Annotated in this window: 16 protein-coding genes and 1 tRNA gene; 10 read left to right on the top strand and 7 right to left on the bottom strand. The window is 72.0% G+C overall.

Features of this window, described 5'->3' with window-relative positions; genetic code table 11:
* Nucleotides 1–134: 134 nt before the first annotated feature.
* A complete protein-coding gene (locus G6W55_RS24500; protein WP_175523010.1) occupies nt 135–1652 on the bottom strand; it encodes a PP2C family protein-serine/threonine phosphatase in 1518 nt (505 codons plus the stop codon).
* 514 nt (nt 1653–2166) lie between these two features.
* Between G6W55_RS24500 and G6W55_RS24495 the strand changes: the two genes are divergently transcribed.
* A complete protein-coding gene (locus G6W55_RS24495) occupies nt 2167–2832 on the top strand; it encodes a bifunctional DNA primase/polymerase (RefSeq protein ID WP_175522991.1) in 666 nt (221 codons plus the stop codon).
* A 55-nt stretch (nt 2833–2887) separates the two neighbouring features.
* Entirely contained in the window at nt 2888–3496 is a 609-nt protein-coding gene (locus G6W55_RS24490) for a hypothetical protein (protein WP_175522990.1), read from the top strand.
* A gap of 295 nt (nt 3497–3791) precedes the next feature.
* Here the strand turns inward: G6W55_RS24490 and G6W55_RS24485 are convergent, their stop codons facing one another.
* The 3 genes from G6W55_RS24485 to G6W55_RS24475 form a co-directional block, all read right to left on the bottom strand.
* The gene (locus G6W55_RS24485; RefSeq protein ID WP_175522989.1) at nt 3792–4757 is read right to left on the bottom strand and encodes a DUF5926 family protein; all 966 of its coding nucleotides are present in this window, start codon (nt 4755–4757) and stop codon (nt 3792–3794) included.
* A gap of 120 nt (nt 4758–4877) precedes the next feature.
* Entirely contained in the window at nt 4878–5528 is a 651-nt protein-coding gene (locus G6W55_RS24480; RefSeq protein ID WP_078634091.1) for an ATP-binding protein, read from the bottom strand.
* A gap of 247 nt (nt 5529–5775) precedes the next feature.
* Nucleotides 5776–6612 carry a glycerophosphodiester phosphodiesterase gene (locus G6W55_RS24475; protein WP_175522988.1) on the bottom strand — a complete coding sequence of 279 codons (837 nt, stop codon included), beginning with the start codon at nt 6610–6612 and terminating at the stop codon, nt 5776–5778.
* 316 nt (nt 6613–6928) lie between these two features.
* Between G6W55_RS24475 and G6W55_RS24470 the strand changes: the two genes are divergently transcribed.
* Both G6W55_RS24470 and G6W55_RS24465 read left to right on the top strand, forming a co-directional pair.
* Nucleotides 6929–8488 (top strand): S1C family serine protease, encoded by a 1560-nt coding sequence (locus tag G6W55_RS24470; protein WP_175522987.1) that lies wholly within the window; start codon nt 6929–6931, stop codon nt 8486–8488.
* A gap of 50 nt (nt 8489–8538) precedes the next feature.
* Nucleotides 8539–8625 (top strand) — tRNA-Ser (locus G6W55_RS24465).
* 295 nt (nt 8626–8920) lie between these two features.
* Here G6W55_RS24465 and G6W55_RS24460 read toward each other — a convergent pair.
* Entirely contained in the window at nt 8921–9064 is a 144-nt protein-coding gene (locus tag G6W55_RS24460; protein WP_175522986.1) for a hypothetical protein, read from the bottom strand.
* Nucleotides 9065–9097: 33 nt separating this feature from the next.
* On the opposite strand from G6W55_RS24460, the gene G6W55_RS24455 reads away from it, so the two are divergent.
* Nucleotides 9098–9460, top strand: a complete 363-nt coding sequence (locus tag G6W55_RS24455; protein ID WP_309243813.1) for a hypothetical protein — start codon at nt 9098–9100, stop codon at nt 9458–9460.
* A gap of 62 nt (nt 9461–9522) precedes the next feature.
* Here the strand turns inward: G6W55_RS24455 and G6W55_RS24450 are convergent, their stop codons facing one another.
* Nucleotides 9523–9966 (bottom strand): DUF4265 domain-containing protein, encoded by a 444-nt coding sequence (locus G6W55_RS24450; protein WP_175522985.1) that lies wholly within the window; start codon nt 9964–9966, stop codon nt 9523–9525.
* Nucleotides 9967–10128: 162 nt separating this feature from the next.
* Here G6W55_RS24450 and G6W55_RS24445 point away from each other — a divergent pair, with 162 nt between their 5' ends.
* Entirely contained in the window at nt 10129–10776 is a 648-nt protein-coding gene (locus G6W55_RS24445) for a hypothetical protein (protein ID WP_175522984.1), read from the top strand.
* Here G6W55_RS24445 and G6W55_RS24440 read toward each other — a convergent pair.
* The gene (locus G6W55_RS24440; protein ID WP_175522983.1) at nt 10766–11671 is read right to left on the bottom strand and encodes a bifunctional DNA primase/polymerase; all 906 of its coding nucleotides are present in this window, start codon (nt 11669–11671) and stop codon (nt 10766–10768) included. The genes G6W55_RS24445 and G6W55_RS24440 overlap by 11 nt on opposite strands.
* A 326-nt stretch (nt 11672–11997) precedes the next feature.
* Between G6W55_RS24440 and G6W55_RS24435 the strand changes: the two genes are divergently transcribed.
* The 4 genes from G6W55_RS24435 (at nt 11998) to G6W55_RS24420 (ending at nt 15006) form a co-directional block, all read left to right on the top strand.
* A complete protein-coding gene (locus tag G6W55_RS24435) occupies nt 11998–12312 on the top strand; it encodes a hypothetical protein (RefSeq protein WP_175522982.1) in 315 nt (104 codons plus the stop codon).
* Nucleotides 12313–12512: 200 nt separating this feature from the next.
* A complete protein-coding gene (locus tag G6W55_RS24430) occupies nt 12513–13442 on the top strand; it encodes an OB-fold domain-containing protein (RefSeq protein ID WP_375372467.1) in 930 nt (309 codons plus the stop codon).
* Entirely contained in the window at nt 13439–13840 is a 402-nt protein-coding gene (locus tag G6W55_RS24425) for a MaoC/PaaZ C-terminal domain-containing protein (protein ID WP_175522981.1), read from the top strand. Before G6W55_RS24430 ends, G6W55_RS24425 begins: the two co-directional genes overlap by 4 nt.
* Nucleotides 13837–15006, top strand: a complete 1170-nt coding sequence (locus G6W55_RS24420) for a lipid-transfer protein (RefSeq protein ID WP_175522980.1) — start codon at nt 13837–13839, stop codon at nt 15004–15006. The genes G6W55_RS24425 and G6W55_RS24420 overlap by 4 nt, the downstream gene beginning before the upstream one ends.
* Nucleotides 15007–15096 lie beyond the last annotated feature (90 nt).

Raw genomic sequence — 15096 nt, 5'->3', positions numbered from 1 at the left:
ACCCCCTCCATCGTACGGTCGTACGTAAGGGGGTCCAGGGGGGAAGCTGCTGTCACCGACCGGTCACCGGGCGACCACGTTCGGTCGCGACGGGTCACGACAGGACACGACGAGTCGCGACAGATCACGGCCGATCACTCGAAGCGCGCCGCGAGCAGGACGACGTCCTCCTCGTCGTCCCGGTCGGCCTCCCCGTCCGGCAGGACCGTGCGCAGCACATGGTCGGCGATCGCGCCGGGATCGTCGCGCAGCGCCCTCGGCACCCCGCAGGCGGCCGCGTGCAGCCGGGCGAAGGCGCGGTCGACGGAGTCGCCGGTGCGGTGCAGCAGACCGTCGCTGTAGAGCAGGACGGTCTCGCCGGGCTCGGCCTCCAGCTCCACGCTCGGCGCCTCCCAGCAGGACAGCATGCCCAGCGGCGCGGAGACGGACGTCTCCACGAACTCGGTGCGCCGCTCGCCGACCAGCAGCGGCGGGCAGTGCCCGGCACCGGCCAGGGTGACCTTGCGCAGGGCGGGCTCGCAGTAGGCGAACAGCGCGGTCGCGGAGCGGGCCGGTTCGGTCAGCCGCAGCAGCAGTTCGAGGTCGGACAGGACGGCGACCGGGTCCTCGCCCTCCATGACGGCGTACGCGCGCAGGGAGGCGCGCAGCCGGCCCATCGCGGCGACGGCGCTCGGTCCGGTGCCGGTGACCGATCCGACGGCGAGGCCGAGGGCCGCGTCCGGCAGCGGCAGCGCGTCGTACCAGTCGCCGCCCCCGCGCGGGCCGGTACGGTGCCGGGCCGCGAGCTGCACTCCGGCCACCCTCGGCAGCCGGGACGGCAGCAGTTCCTCGGCCATCGTCGCCATCGCCGCGCGCGTGCGCTCGACCTCCAGCAGCCGCGCGAGGTGCTCGGCGGCGTGACGGACGTACAGACCCACCAGATGGCGGCGGCGCTCGTCCGGTTCGGCGGGTTCGTCGTACAGCCAGACGACGGCGCCCAGCCGACCCTTCGCGCCCTCGGTGTCGAGCGGCAGCGCGTAGCTCGCGGCGTAGCCGAGGCGGGCGGCGACCTCCCGGTGGCGGGGGTCGAGGCCGTCCTCGGCGAGCAGGTCGGGCTCGGCGATCTCGCCCTCGGCGCCGGGCAGGCCGTCGAGGATCCGCCCGAAGGACAGGGCGCTGCGGGGCACGGTCTCGATGTGCCCGAGGTCGGCGTGGCCGAGGCCGAGGCCGATCGTGGTCCGCGGGCCGAGTCCGTCGGCGGGTTCCAGGGCGACGAGGCCGCGCCGGGCGCCCACGAGGGCGGATCCGGCGCGCAGCAGTTCCTGGAGGGCGTCGGGCAGGGCGTCGGTGCGGGTCAGCCGCTCGGTGAGTTCATGGAGCGTCGTGAGGTCGGAGACCCAGCCGGCCAGCCGGTCCTGGAGCAGCGCCCCGGGGCCGGTGGTGGCCGCCGGGGCGGAGGGTGCGTCCGGGGGTACGGATGTGGGCGCGACAGTGTGTGCGGGCGAGGGAACCGTTGAATCGATTCCGGCCACTTTCGGAGGGTGAGGGGCGTTCATGGCATCCGGCTCTCGGACCGGAGCGTATTGCTCAAAAGCATCGCAAACCCCCATGTCAATCTGCGCCGCTAGCAGTGTCTCCACATGTACACGCACTCGTAAGGGGATGTCCAGCATTGTCCTGCCGGGATCGCTGGTGTCCATGGGGCCTTTGGGGGGAATCGGACAGCGTCCCCCGGCTCCCTTGCCAAATAACAAAGTTGGCCTAAAACTGACTCGGGTAACGGGTGTTTGCGGTCGACTGGCCTTGCTCCACAGAGCGTCACAGCGGTCGTGATGGGTACGTACTCGGTAAGGACCAGAGGTCGTCGGGAGCCACCCGGAACCTGGTGACCGACCCCGGCGTCCTATCCACCGACGACCGCGCCCCATCCTCCCGTGGCGGAGGCGGAGAGAAATACACGAGACGGCAAAACGCCAGACTTCGCCACCCCACGCCATGCCCATGATGTAGATGGATGCAAGCCGGACGGAGTGGCCGCGGAAGCAGCCGTCACCGGACCTCCAGGGGACCCCCCTGTCATGAACAGGGGTGTGATGCGCCAAAAGGTACGCACAGTGAAGTGATCGACACATGGTGTGATGTGGCCCACGGTGTTGCCAGCGGTGCAACGGAAAGGAACGAGCGCTCATGCGCGAGATCCTCGGAAAGCGACGCAGGCTCCTGTCCCAGCGCAGCGACGCGGGGCCTGAGTTGATCGACTCGGCCCTGACCTTCGCGACGGAATGGCAGTGGCCCGTCCTCCCGGGTGTGACGGCCGACCGGCGGAGCACGTCCCGCTGCGGCTGCCCCGACCCGGAGTGCTCGGTGCCCGGTGCTCATCCCTTCGACCCCGGCCTCCTCGCGGCGACCACCGACGCGCGCATGGTGCGCTGGTGGTGGGGCAACCGGCCGGCCGCCCCGATCGTCCTGGCCACCGGCGGCCCGGCACCGTGCGCGGTGAGCCTGCCCGCCCTCGCCGCGTCCCGCGCGCTCGTGGCGCTGGACCGCAAGGGCATCCGGCTCGGCCCGGTGACCGCCTCGCCCACCCGCTGGGCGATCCTCGTCCGGCCGTACTCCATGGAGCAGTTGGGCGAACTGCTGTACGCCAAGGACTTCGTCCCCGGCTCCCTGCGGTTCCACGGCGAGGGCGGTTACATCGCCCTGCCCCCGTCGGAGACCGGCGGCGGCGACATCCGCTGGGAGCGCGCCCCGCTCCCAGGCTCCGCCTCCCCCTGGGTGCCCGACGTCGAGGCCGTGGTGGACGCCGTCGTCGACGCCCTCACTCGTACGGGTGTGAGCGCCCCCGAGTTGTAGGGGTGTCGGGCGCGCGCCGGACGGCACGACCGGGTCCGCCCCTTATCTTCCGCGTATGAACCTTCGTCTCGTTGCCCTCGGCGGCGTGGTGGCCTGCGTGCTGGCCCTTCCCCTGGCCATGGCGTCCGCCGGGTCCAAGGGGGCGGTGGGGGACGAAGGTCGCGCCGTCGCGGGGGCCGCGGGGGCGGACTCGGGTGAGGCGGAGGGTGTGGCCGACGGGACCGGTGTCGGCGGTACGGCCGGCCGTACGGATCCCAAGGCACCGCGCGTCGATCCGGCCGCCTCTCCCGACCCCTCCCCTTCCGCCTCGCCGCTGCTGCTCGGCCTCGGGCTGGCCACCGCCGCCCGCTGCGGTCCCGAACTGACCTCGCCCGACGGTGTCGAGGCGCAGACCTGTGTCCTCACCCAGGGCGCGGACACCTGGGCGCGCACCTACTACCGCAACGCCACCGGCCGCGCCCTGAACGCCGTACTGAGTCTCATGGGGCCCGAGGGGCGCACGGTGCAGACGCGGTGCGCGGTCGGCGCCGAGGACGAGCCCGACGCCTGCGAGACGCCCCGTGAGCGGACCCGGGGGGCGCTGGACGGCTACTCGGCGGTCACGGAATTCGCGGAAGCGCTGGGCGAGGGGCCGCTGTTGCTGCGTTCCGGCAGCAACTCCTGAGCAGGGCGCGCCAGTTGGGGAACGGCGTCCGACCGGCCAGGTCGGCGGGGCATGGAAAGACCCGGTTGCTGGCGACGGGGGATGCACCAGCAACCGGGCTACTCGAACGGTAACAAGAGATCGGCTCCAAGCAAATTCGATCTCTTGTTTTCATCGGGCTTTCGGACACCCGCCGACCGGCGGTTTCGGCGTCGACTCGCCCTGAAGCAGCGGGAGTTGTGAGCGGAGTCACGTCTTTCTAGGGGCCAGGGCGGCTGACCGACCGGTCAGCCGGACCCTGTCTCCCCGCTGTGTCTCAGCTCAGCGTCACCTGTCGGTTGGTGAGGCCGCCGCGGGCCCGGCGCTCCTCCGGGGTGAGCGGCGCGTCCGAGGCCAGGGCGGCCGCGAGGCGCTCGGCGAACTCGGCGGCCGGCTTCTCCACGTCGTCCGCGGTGATCTCGCTCGGCAGGTCCCAGACCGGCACGGTGAGGCCGTGCGCCCGGAACGAGCCCACCAGACGCGTGCCCTCGCCGAGGCCGGAGCGGCCCGCCGCGTGCAGCCGCGCGAGCGCGTCCAGAAGCCGCTCCTCGGGGTGCGGCATGACCCAGCGCAGGTGGTTCTTGTCGGGCGTCTCGCACCAGTACGCGGCGTCCACACCCGTCAGCTTCACGGTCGGGATCGCCGCCTCGTTGGCGCGCTCCAGGGAGGCGGTCACGTCCGGCGCGGCGTTCTCCGGGTCCTGGACCCAGAACTCGAAGCCGCTGTGCACAACTGGCGCGAACGCGCCTTCGGGGTCGAGCAGATCCTGCATCCGGACCCCGTCGGCGGGCGCGCGGCGGGCCTGCACCGGGGTGCCCGGCGCCGCCTCCAGAGCGCGCTGGAGGGTGTCGGCCAGGTCGCGGCTGATGTCGCCGGACGGCGTGTCGTTCTGGAGGCCGAGCAGCACCGAGCCGTCGTCCCGGCGCAGCGCGGGCCACGCCATCGGCAGGACCGTGGCGAGGGTGACGGACGGGACGCCCTCGGGCAGGCCGCCCTTCAGCTTCAGCTCGACCGTGGCCGCCGGGACCAGCTCGCGCAGGGCCACCCAGTCGCACTCGCCCGGCAGCCCCTCGAAGGGGCGCTGCACCAGCTCGGTCGCGGCGTGCGCGGCGGCGCGGCCGTGACACGCCTTGTAGCGGCGGCCGCTGCCGCAGGGGCACGGCTCCCGGGCGCCGACGACCGGGATCTCCCCGTCGGTGAGCTGAGGCCGGCCGGCCTTCGTCTGGGGTCGCTTCTTGGCCATCTGGGTGTCTCCCGGGTACGGCTCGTCTGGTACGGCGGGAGCCTAGCCGTTCGTACGCGCGGTCACCGGAACCTGTGGACGACGGCCGGGTTGTGGAGAACCGTTGTGAACGCCTGTTCCCTACGGCCGCCGCTGCTCCAGGTCGTCGAAGGCGTCCGCGAAGTCCAGACCCGGGATCGACGCCACCACCGGCGCGGTGATCCGGGAGGCGAAGTCGTCGCGGCGCCGACCCGCGTCGGGATCGTGGACGTCCGTGTGGACCAGCACCCACACCGTGACCTCGCCCCGGGCGTCGTCGCGGACGCCCCAGTCGTCGGCGAGCGCGGTGATGATGTTCAGCCCGCGGCCGCCGTGCGCGGTGACGGACGGGGTGGCCGGGGCCGGGCGGGTGGGACCGCCGCCGTCGGTCACCTCGACGACCAGCCGCCCGCCGGGATCCACCCGCCACGCGGCGCGTATGTCGCCGTCACCGGCCAGTGCGTCGCCCAGGGGCCGACCGTGTTTGCACGCGTTGCTCAACAGCTCGGAAAGGATCAGTACGGCATCGTCGATGACCGTCTCCGGCACACCTCCGCTGCGCAGTTGATCGCGCATGCGATGTCTCGCCTTGCCCACGCCCGCAGGGCCATGGGGTACGGCCATGCTCGACGACGTGGGCACCTCCTGTGCCACCACCAACGCCACCCCCGAGACCTCCTTCGCCCCACGCCACGGTGTGGATGCCCCATTGGCCTGTACCGGAAACCGGCCAATCCAGGTCCGGGGACGCATTCACAACGATCGAACGCGGACCGAACGCGCCGGAGCACTCCTGGTGAGCGCATGGCTGAATTTCGTCGGTGTGGCCGATTTGGAGCATGCGGGAGGGTTGGTGGGGAGGTCAAGGGGCTGTGAGGGACATGTGTGAAGTGAGTGACGGACGGGACGACTGAGGCGGAAGGGCAGGCCGGGACTCAGGAGACGGGTGAGGCACCGTCAGGAGCCGCGCGCCGGCTGCGCGAAGGCTGTGTGAATCGCGTCACTCGCCCAGGCGGTGCAGCACCGCGCGCGGGCGGTTGGTGATGATCGCGTCGACCCCCAGCTCGACACAGAGGTCGACGTCCTCGGTCTCGTTCACCGTCCACACGTGCACCTGGTGCCCGGCGCGCTTGAGGCGCTCGACGTACCCCGGGTGGTTGCGCACGATCCGGATCGAGGGGCCCGCGATCCGCACCCCGGCCGGCAGCCGCCCGTCGCGCAGCCGCGGCGAGACGAACTGCACCAGGTAGACCGTGGGCAGGGTCGGCGCCGCGGCACGCACGCGATGCAGCGAGCGCGCCGAGAAGCTCATCACGCGCACCGGGGAGTCGGCCGCGGTGGCCGGAGCGTCCAGGCCGAACCGCTTGAGCAGCACCAGCAGCCGCTCCTCCACCTGTCCGGCCCAGCGCGTCGGATGTTTCGTCTCGATGGCCAGCTCGACCCGGCGCCCGGCGTCGGAGACCAGCTCCAGCAGGCGTTCCAGGGTCAGGACGGAGGTGTCCTCGCGGTCCTCGGGGCGGAACTCCCAGTCCGGCTCCTCGTCCCGGGCCCGCCACGCCTCGCGGGCCTCCCGGGTCTTCCAGGACCCGAAGTCGAGCGCCGCGAGATCGGCCAGCTCCAGGGCGGAGACCGCGCCGCGGCCGTTGGACGTACGGTTGACGCGACGGTCGTGCACACAGACGAGATGGCCGTCGGCCGTGAGCCGGACATCGCACTCGAGGGCGTCGGCGCCGTCCTCGATGGCCTTCCGGTACGCGGCCAGGGTGTGCTCGGGGGCCTCTTCGGAGGCGCCGCGGTGGGCGACGACTTGGATGCGGTGCGGGCGTGCGTGGGTCACCGCGTCATGGTGTCACCCGCCGGCTGTCTGAGAAGCCCGTGAGATGTTTCGGTGAAGCGTACGCATTGCGTTGAATATCCCATATAAAGAATGGTCAAGGACCCACAGGCACCGCTTATGGTGCTCTGACGGCTCGTGGGAAAAGCTGGGACGTACAAGAAGCACACGCACAGCTTCCAGCGCGCCGGGTCGACGACAAGCGTCAAGACAAGCGTGAACAGGCATGGACAAGCGTGAGCCGGCGTGACAAGCGCGGGCGAGCGCGAAGGCGTGACCCCGTGCGACCGACAACAGCCGTGGATCGAGGAGAAGAGCTGTGAGCACCGAGAACGAGGGCATCAACGAGGGCACCACCCCGGTACCCCCGGCCCCGTCCGCACCTCCCGTGCCGGTGGAAACTCCCTCGGCCGCCCCGCAGCCGCCCGTCCCCGACGCGGGCGCCCCCACGACCCCGCTCCCGCAGACCCCGGCCGCGCCGGCGGACGGCGCCTGGCCGCCGCCCACCGCACCGGCGGCCGCCACCGAGTGGCCGCCTCCGACGGCTCCCCAGGCAGCCCCGCCCGCGGTTCCCGCGTACGCGACGGCGGGCGCCCCGGCGGCCCCGGCACCCGCGTACGCCGAGCCGGGCACGCACGCGTACGGCGCGACGGTCGGCGGTGTTCCGCAGGCAGGCGCCGCCTTCGGTTCGAGTTCGGGTTCTGGCGGCGGCCAGCCCCCCGTCTGGGGCGCCTCCTACCAGCAGCCCGCGCCCAAGGCCGGCAAGGGCCGCGGCGGTCTCGTGGCCGCGCTCCTGATCGCCGCGCTGGTCGCCGGCGGCCTGGGCGGCGGCATCGGCTACACCCTCGCGAAGAACGACGACAGCTCCGGCTCGACGACCGTGTCCTCCTCCACCAGCGGCGGCGCCGTCAAGCGCGACCCGGGCACCGTCGCCGGGGTCGCCGCCAAGGCGCTGCCCAGCACGGTCACCATCGAGGCCGAGTCCAGCAACGGCGAGGGCGGCACCGGCACCGGGTTCGTCTTCGACACCCAGGGTCACATCGTCACCAACAACCACGTCGTCGCGGACGCGGTCGACGGCGGCAAGGTCACGGCCACCTTCCCGGACGGCAAGAAGTACAACGCCGAGGTCGTCGGCCACGCCCAGGGCTACGACGTGGCGGTCATCAAGCTCAAGAACGCGCCGTCCAACCTGAAGCCCCTCACCCTGGGCAACTCCGACGAGGTGGCGGTCGGTGACTCCACCATCGCGATCGGCGCGCCCTTCGGCCTGTCGAACACGGTCACCACGGGCATCATCAGCGCCAAGAACCGCCCGGTGGCGTCCTCCGACGGCTCCGGCAGCAGCTCGTCGTACATGAGCGCCCTCCAGACCGACGCGTCCATCAACCCCGGCAACTCCGGCGGCCCGCTGCTGGACGCCCAGGGCAATGTGATCGGCATCAACTCCGCGATCCAGTCGACGGGCAGCGGCGGCCTCGGCGGCGCCGCCCAGTCCGGTTCGATCGGCCTCGGCTTCGCCATCCCGATCAACCAGGCCAAGTACGTCGCCCAGCAACTGATCAAGACCGGCGAGCCGGTGTACGCCAAGATCGGCGCGTCCGTCTCCCTGGACGAGTCCACGGGCGGCGCGAAGATCACCGACCAGGGCGCGGGCGGCTCCGACGCGGTCGAGGCGGGCGGCCCGGCGGCCGAGGCCGGCCTCAAGCCCGGCGACGTCATCACCAAGCTCGACGACACGGTGATCGACAGCGGCCCCACCCTGATCGGCGAGATCTGGACCCACCAGCCGGGCGACAAGGTCACGATCACCTACGAACGCGACGGCAAGACCCACACGGTAGACCTCACCCTCGGCTCCCGAACCGGCGACAACTGACCCCCACCCGCTACTCTTGTCCCCGCGCCACCGAGTGATCGACGGCGCGGGGTGGGTTGCCCGAGCGGCCTAAGGGAACGGTCTTGAAAACCGTCGTGGCAGCGATGTCACCGTGGGTTCAAATCCCACACCCACCGCGTGGTGAGCAGTGAGAACGGCCCCTGACCAGGAGTATCGGTCGGGGGCCTTAGTCATGCCTGCTACCCGTCGGTGACCGCGATTTCCCACGAGTTCCTGCCCTGTCGGGCACCGCGTCCCAGGCTTTCCGGAGCACGACTTCCGCTTCCGGGTGACTGGGGTGTTCACGGTTGGCGCGGTCACCTACACCGAGACCAAGGATCTCGAAAATGGGGGGCTCCGTAGAGGGCGGCTGGAGCACATCCTTGAGTTCGCGGAACCTGTCGGCGACACCTGATCCGGAATCTCAACCCATCAGTGCGGGGCGGCCGTCGCCGCCGTCTTGATCTCCTTCGCCCCCGCCGGTTCCAGCATCAAGGTCGTCCGGGCCGTGGCGCTGTTCAAGCGGTACGGGGCGAAGAAGACCGCGAACATCATCTGGCGCTTCGTGATCGGCAAGCGGGTCGGTTCGGCGGAGCGGGAGGCGCCCTGGTGGTCGAAGTGGCGATCATGGTCCTGGCCAGGGTCGGCACCGAGCGGCGTCACTGGAACCACCACAAGCGGCGCGGCCCCGCTCCGCTGAGGAAGGACGACATCACCAGCGTCCCGGCCGTGCTGTACGGCCTCGCCGCCGTCGCGATGGTCGTCGGCGCGCTGACCGTACGGGTCGAGTCGACCCTCTCCGCCGTCGGCACCTTCGCCCTGTTCGGGCTCCTGCTCCCGGCGTTCGCCGCCAACTCCGTCATGGTGATGGCGACGCACGGCCGCCCGGAGACGGTCACCCGTTGGCAGCGCGGGCTCGCCTGGACCGTCGCGGCGGGTGGCGGTCTGGTGTCGGCCGGGCTCGTCGGGTGACGGCGACGCCGCAGTGACGAACGGCCCCTGACCAGGTGGTGGGACGGTTGGGGGCCGTACCCCTAGATGTTGCTGATGTTCCACTCCAGGCGGCCCGGTACAGCCGATGCCCAGGACTCCATCACCCTCTCCACGGTGGGGACGCCGGCCGTCGCCGGGACCGTGATCACGATGAAGTGGCGGTCGGCGGGGGCCTCCACCAGGCCGTTCAGAGGGGCGAAGGCGGTGATTAGGGCCTCCAGGGACGTCGCGGTGAAGGGTGGGTCGCCGAATGTCTGGACGCAGAGGTTCGGGCCTCGGTGTTCGATCTGGAACGTGCCGTCGGCGGCGACCTTCAGTACGTCCCCGGCCGCACAGCCCTCGACCAGGCCGGGGCTGCCCGTCAGTTCGTAGGTGTCGGGGCCGATCGCCCGGGCGGGAAGCGTCTCGTACACCGGCTTGCCGGAGGCGGCGGCGCCGATCTGGAGGGCCACGTGGCCGGAGTGGGCCGGACTCTCGTTGCTCATTCCAGCATGTTCGCGTAACCCCGGTCTTCGCCCGGCCACGGCTGTGTCCCGGCTGTGTGACGTAAGGGCTTGCTGGGGTGTCCGGCGGCGGGGCGGCGTTGTTACGGTCCCGCTCCGTGAGGGTGACCGGTCCGGGCGCCCGTGAACAGGGGGACGTCCCAGATGAAGGTCAAGGTCAACCGGCTCAGATCCGTTGCCGTCGTGCTCGCCGGGGTCGCGCTGACCGCGGTTCTCACCGGGTGCCAGGGTGGGGACGACGAGACCGGGAGCAGTGGTGGTGGGGCCGTGGGGTCGTCGTCGGCCACGCCGTCCGGTGGGGCCGGCAAGACGCCGGGGGTGAGTCCTTCGGCCGCCCCTTCCACGCCGAGCGGATCCACGGCCTCGCCCTCCTCCCCCGCCTCCGCCGAGCCCGTCGCCGACGCCACCCCCTCCGCCGTGCCCTGCGCCGATGGGCCGCCCACCGTCGAGGAGGTCGACCCCGACGAGATCGCGCTCTTCCGGATCGAGGAGATCGACGGCATCACGGACAAGGTCAACCTCGTGCTCCAGCACGGCGCGTGGGGATGCCCCGGCAAGGACACGGACGGGCCGCCGTTCGTCGTGACGGGGGAGGACAGCCGGTGGGCGATGGACCAGGGGGCGTACGTCACGGCCGTCACGCCGATCGTCGAGAGCACGGAGAACCAGCGCATCGGCGTCCAGGAGCTGATCGACTGGGTGGACGCCCACCCCGACTCCGGGCTGGTGTTCCGCTACACCGTCGGCGCGGACGGGGCCATTCACCGACTGGAACAGGTCTTCACGCCGTAGGGCCGCGGCTCATGCGTGCCGCCGATTCGATCGTCGAGCGGGCCTCGTGTTCCGTGAGGCCCGTGTGGACGGCCGCCGCGACGAGGGCGTCGGTGAGGGACTCGCCGATGCCGTCCTCGTAGGCCCGGCAGGCCGCCCAGAACAGACGGGTGTTGCGCTGGCCCGCGTGCGCCGCGAGGACGAACCGGACCAGGCCCTCGCCGTGCGAGCCGGACGCCTGGACCCGGGCGGCGCGCGGCGCGGGCGGGGGCGGCAGCAGCAGGCGCAGCAGGGCGCGGGGGCAGGGCGCCGGGGCCAGATGGTCCGTGCCGGGGGCGGTGGTGTAGACGCCGTGGGCGGTGCGGGAGCCGGGGCCGACCAGGTAGCCGCCCGCGCCGCGGATGTCGATGCCGGGGGCGAGACGGCCGGCCGAGTTGGGGACGACGACGTCCGGCGGGCCGGTGAGCCAGAGGTGGCGGCCGCCGGACGGGGTGATGACGACGATCGTCGGCGGGATCGTGAAGCGGTGGCCGAGGGCCAGTTCGCGCAGGGCGGTGGTGGAGTCGGTGCCGTCCTTGGTGTCGAGGTCGACGCCGATCAGATGGTGCGGGGGCAGTCCGCAGGCGATGCCGTAGCCGGTGGCCCAGGGGGCGGCGGCGAAGAGGGCGCGGATACGGGACGGGTCGGTGGAGGCGTCGTACACGCCGTGGCCGGGGCGGCCGCACTCGCCGTGGCAGCGCGGGCCTTCCGGCTGGTCGCGGTGGGGGGAGCGCACGGCCGGGAGTTTGGTGCGGGACAGGGGGATCACGGCCAGGCCGCGTTCGGCGGCGGACAGCGCGTGGGCGAGGGCCAGCTTGGCGGCCTGCCCGGGGTGCCGGACGACGGGCCCGGTGGGGAACCGGTCGGTGGTGGCCATACCTTCATTGTCGTACTGGTGTTCGAAGAAGGGAAGAGGGTCCGAGGGGGCGGCGGAACGCTTCTTCCCAAGGGGCGCCTCGGGTGGGTGGCGTCCGAGTTGATACCCGCCAGGTGATACGGGGTGATCTTGGGCGATAAATGTCGTGCTGGGGGTTTATCGACATGTCATCACGCTTGCGTGCGAATCATGCCATCCAGGACGGTTCGCAGGGGATTCGGTGGGCAACTCTGGTCTCGCGACGCCACACAAGCCGCAGTTGGGCGAGTCGTCGTCGCATCAGCCGTATTGCAAGCTCCGAAGTGCATGGTTCTGGAGGAACTGACATGGCAAGCATCCGTACCGCCCGCGTCGTCGCCGCCGTCTCCGCCCTGCCGCTCGCCGCCGCGCTGTTCAGCGGTGTCGCGGTCGCGGACAACGGCGGATTCGCGGACAGCGGATCGAACGCGGGTGTCACGAGCGTCGTCGGCAGCGGTGTCGGGCGCGACAACAGCGGCAACTCGTCCACCACGGCGCAGAACGCCGTCGGCGGCGGTGCCTCGAACCAGAGCAACACCGCGCAGGTCAACGGCGCGGCGCCGACGGCGGTCAATCAGGGCAATACCGGGGTGGCGCTCGCCTTCGGGCCGTTGTGGTGGTGACCTGAACCGCACCGGGGCGGGAGGGGGATCCGGGGAGGGGTGAGGGGGAGAGGGGAGGGGGAGTGAATCGCGCGGCGGTGCTTCGGCGCCGCCGCGCGGTCGTGTGTGCGCCGCCTTGAACTCCCCACCTTCCAGGCGACCTTGACAGCTCTCGTCATCTGACGGACAGTCAGAAATCATGGCGGTCCGGGGAGAAGGGCGTGCTCGTGAGTGACGACGGCGACGACCTCTACGCGCGGCTCAAGGAGTACGAGGGGCGGCCCTCCACCGTCGCCGGCGCCGGACGCGACCCCGTCAACGCGCCCATGATCCGGCACTGGTGCGAGGTCATGGGGGACGCCAACCCCGCCTACACCGGCCCCGGCGCGATCGCCCCGCCCACCATGCTCCAGGCGTGGATCATGGCCGGCCTGAGCCCCCACACCGGCCGGGCCCGCCCCTACGAGGAGCTGCTCGCCCTTCTGGAGGAGGCGGGGTGCACGTCCATCGTCGCCACCGACTGCGAGCAGGAGTATCTGCGCCCGCTGCGGCCGGGCGACGAGGTCACCTACGACTCCGTGATCGAGTCGGTCTCGCCGCGCAAGACGACCCGGCTGGGCACCGGGTACTTCGTCACGACCCGTACGGACGTCAGGGTCGGACCCGTCCTGGTCGGCACGCACCGCTTCCGTGTCCTCAAGTACGCCCCGGCCGCGCGCCGGCCGGCCGAGGCGGACCGGGACCGGCCGACCGAGCGCCGCCCCCGGCCTGTCGTCAACCGGGACAACGCCGGGTTCTGGGAAGGCGTCCGGGCGCACCGGCTGCTCCTCCAACGCTGCGCCGACTGCGGCGAGTTGCGGTTTCCGTGGCTGCCGGGGTGTGCCGGGTGCGGCGGCTCCGGCTGGGACACCGTCGAGGCGTGCGGCGAGGGGACCGTGTTCTCGTACGTCGTCATGCACCACCCGCCGTTCCCGGCCTTCGATCCGCCGTACGCGATCGGGCTCGTCCAACTCGCCGAAGGGGTACGGATGGTGAGCAACGTGATCGGGGTGCCGTACGACAAGGTGCGGATCGGGATGCCGGTACGGCTGGAATTCCGGCGCTACGACGACGAGTTGACGCTTCCGGTGTTCCGGGCGGTGGCGGGGTGAGGGCCGGGGACGCGTTGCCGCCGCTGGAGATCGAGATCACCCGGACGCTGATCGTGGCGGGGGCGCTGGCCTCCCGTGACCACCAGGACGTGCACCACGACCCGGAGGCGGCCCGGCGCAAGGGCTCGCCGGACGTCTTCATGAACATCCTCACCACCAACGGCCTCGTCGGGCGCTATGTCACCGATCACGCCGGGTCCACGGCGGTGCTCCGCAAGGTCGCCATCCGGCTCGGCGCCCCCAACTACCCTGGGGACACGATGGTGTTGAGGGGCAGTGTCGAGGCGTTCGACGGGGAGACGGCCGTGATCCGGGTGACCGGGGACAACGGCATCGGGCGGCACGTCAGCGGCACGGTGACCCTGACCCTCCCGGCGCCCGAAGGAGACCCCCGGTGAGCGTCCGGGCGCGGGACTCGCTCGGGGGGCGGGCCGCCGTCGTCGGGATCGGCGCGACCGAGTTCTCCAAGGACTCGGGGCGCAGTGAGCTGCGGCTGGCGGCGGAGGCGGTGCGGGCGGCGCTCGACGACGCCGGGCTCACCCCCGCCGACGTGGACGGGCTGGTGACGTTCACGATGGACACCAGCCCGGAGATCACCGTCGCGCAGGCGTGCGGGATGGGTGAGCTGTCCTTCTTCTCTCGGGTGCACTACGGCGGCGGCGCGGCCTGCGCGACCGTCCAGCAGGCGGCGCTCGCGGTCGCCGCGGGCGTGGCGGAGGTGGTGGTCTGCTACCGGGCCTTCAACGAGCGCTCCGGCCGCCGTTTCGGCTCCGGTGTCACCCGACGCGAACCCACCGCCGAGGGCGTCGCGCTCGGTTGGTCGCTCCCCTACGGGCTGCTCACCCCGGCCTCCTGGGTGGCGATGGCCGCCCAGCGCTATCTGTACACCCACGGGTCGACCCCCGAGGAGGCGTTCGGGCCGGTGGCCGTCACCGCCCGGCGGCACGCGGCGACGAACCCGGCGGCGTACTTCCACGGCCGTCCGATCACCCTCGCCGAGCACGCCGCGTCCCGCTGGATCGCCGAGCCGCTGCGGCTGCTGGACTGCTGCCAGGAGACGGACGGCGGCCAGGCGCTGGTGGTCACCTCGGTGGAGCGGGCCCGTGACCTGCCGAAACCGCCCGCGGTGATCGCCGCCGCCGCGCAGGGCGCGGGCCGCGCCCAGGAGCAGATGACCAGCTTCTACCGCGACGGCCTGACCGGCCTGCCGGAGATGGGCGTGGTGGCCCGCCAGCTCTGGCGGACCTCGGGGCTCGCGCCCGCCGACATCGACGTGGGGATCCTGTACGACCACTTCTCGCCGTTCGTGCTGATGCAGTTGGAGGAGTTCGGCTTCTGCGCGCCGGGCGAGGCGGCCGCCTTCGTCACGGCGGACCGGCTGCCGCTGAACACCCACGGCGGCCAGCTCGGCGAGGCGTACCTGCACGGCATGAACGGCATCGCCGAGGCCGTACGACAACTGCGCGGCACGTCCCCGAACCAGGTACCGTCCGCGGCCCACGCCCTGGTCACAGCGGGCACGGGCGTACCGACCTCGGGTCTCGTGCTGACGGCTGACGGCTGACGGCTGACGGCTGACGGCTGAGCCTGCGGCTCGGGCGGGGCGGGCGGGGCCTCTCGGTCCGGCTCCGCGCCGGGCTGCCGGTCTGTCGGG

This window comes from Streptomyces sp. CAI-85 (assembly GCF_013363615.1).
Classification (GTDB): domain Bacteria; phylum Actinomycetota; class Actinomycetes; order Streptomycetales; family Streptomycetaceae; genus Streptomyces; species Streptomyces antibioticus_B.
The sequence above is the reverse complement of the archived record's forward strand: the minus strand, read 5'-3'. Positions and strand labels throughout refer to the sequence as shown.

What these genes read in the sequence shown, in the direction of transcription:
- G6W55_RS24500 (WP_175523010.1), bottom strand. Translation starts at nt 1,652, where the DNA reads ATGCTGGACATCCCCTTACGAGTGCGTGTACATGTGGAGACACTGCTA.
- G6W55_RS24495 (WP_175522991.1), top strand. Translation starts at nt 2,167, where the DNA reads ATGCGCGAGATCCTCGGAAAGCGACGCAGGCTCCTGTCCCAGCGCAGC.
- G6W55_RS24490 (WP_175522990.1), top strand. Translation starts at nt 2,888, where the DNA reads ATGAACCTTCGTCTCGTTGCCCTCGGCGGCGTGGTGGCCTGCGTGCTG.
- G6W55_RS24485 (WP_175522989.1), bottom strand. Translation starts at nt 4,757, where the DNA reads ATGGCCAAGAAGCGACCCCAGACGAAGGCCGGCCGGCCTCAGCTCACC.
- G6W55_RS24480 (WP_078634091.1), bottom strand. Translation starts at nt 5,528, where the DNA reads ATGCGTCCCCGGACCTGGATTGGCCGGTTTCCGGTACAGGCCAATGGG.
- G6W55_RS24450 (WP_175522985.1), bottom strand. Translation starts at nt 9,966, where the DNA reads ATGAGCAACGAGAGTCCGGCCCACTCCGGCCACGTGGCCCTCCAGATC.
- G6W55_RS24445 (WP_175522984.1), top strand. Translation starts at nt 10,129, where the DNA reads ATGAAGGTCAAGGTCAACCGGCTCAGATCCGTTGCCGTCGTGCTCGCC.
- G6W55_RS24440 (WP_175522983.1), bottom strand. Translation starts at nt 11,671, where the DNA reads ATGGCCACCACCGACCGGTTCCCCACCGGGCCCGTCGTCCGGCACCCC.
- G6W55_RS24435 (WP_175522982.1), top strand. Translation starts at nt 11,998, where the DNA reads ATGGCAAGCATCCGTACCGCCCGCGTCGTCGCCGCCGTCTCCGCCCTG.